The sequence below is a fragment of the Shewanella sp. SG41-4 genome, assembly GCF_014164505.1.
In the GTDB taxonomy this organism is placed as follows: domain Bacteria; phylum Pseudomonadota; class Gammaproteobacteria; order Enterobacterales; family Shewanellaceae; genus Shewanella.
The window spans coordinates 1-883 of record NZ_JACJFI010000721.1 but is presented as its reverse complement, the minus strand read 5'-3'; the positions used below and the strand labels follow the sequence as shown (position 1 = coordinate 883).

The following is an 883-nucleotide window of genomic DNA, read 5'->3' as shown; positions in this document are numbered from 1 at the left end:
GATTGAACTTCCTAAAGTCCAAACTGATACAAATGATGCAGCGAAATATTCACGCAACAGTTGGCACACTAACTCTGCAGTTTTTGTGAAATCACCTTGTTGTTTAGCACTGGAATTTACAATTAATTCCAATAAGTGCTGCTGCTCTTTCCGATTCATCTACATCCCGAAAAATGGCTTCATTACCCTAAGTCTATACATTATTAACTCTGTGTATTTGTTATTATTAGTTCTGATATTCAGAATTTGAGCACAATGTTACAACTATAAATAGGGAGCGAAATTCGCGTTATAGGCATTAATAACGTTATATTAACATGTGCTACTATGCCTTTTGATAAGTAAAGCACATTACACGCGATACTCAAAAACAGCAATCCTTTACTAATATATTGTTACGCTTTAATTGGATTGTAAGCACGATATATTCACACCCATAAAAAGTGTTTAACAACAATTGTATAACTCTGTTCATTCCTATTTCAAACGATATAAATCTACAGTTGATTTTCAAGTTGAAAAATCATTTTTTCTACACTGAACGAAAAATCAAGCTTCAAAGAAATAATGTTATTTTCATCAATGATGTCAGCTTTAGTATCTGGAAAACGCTCTTGTGCGATTTGCTGAATAGATTGAGCTTGCAACAAAGCATTGTCCCCTGCAAAACTAAGCTGCAATAACGTATCCTCTGCTTCCACAACAGCACCAATATCAACATAACTGCCACATTCAGTGCAACTGTCACTCACATTACCTTGCTGTTTTTTTATTTGCTTAATCATTATCTCACCCCATATATGAACAACGTCAAATTGCAAATATAACGCAGTTTTGGCAAGCTTTTATTTGCCATGCTCACATTTATCAAAAATTTTTTGAT

At 33.7% G+C, this 883-nt stretch carries 1 protein-coding gene; it reads right to left on the bottom strand.

The window, feature by feature from the left end; all coding sequences use genetic code 11:
- Nucleotides 1–497: 497 nt before the first annotated feature.
- Nucleotides 498–785, bottom strand: a complete 288-nt coding sequence (locus H5202_RS23495) for a DUF406 family protein (protein ID WP_182774116.1) — start codon at nucleotides 783–785, stop codon at nucleotides 498–500.
- Nucleotides 786–883: the final 98 nt, after the last annotated feature.

Bases quoted from the DNA above. Each gene is read 5' to 3' on its own strand.
- H5202_RS23495 (WP_182774116.1), bottom strand. From the start codon at position 785: ATGATTAAGCAAATAAAAAAACAGCAAGGTAATGTGAGTGACAGTTGC.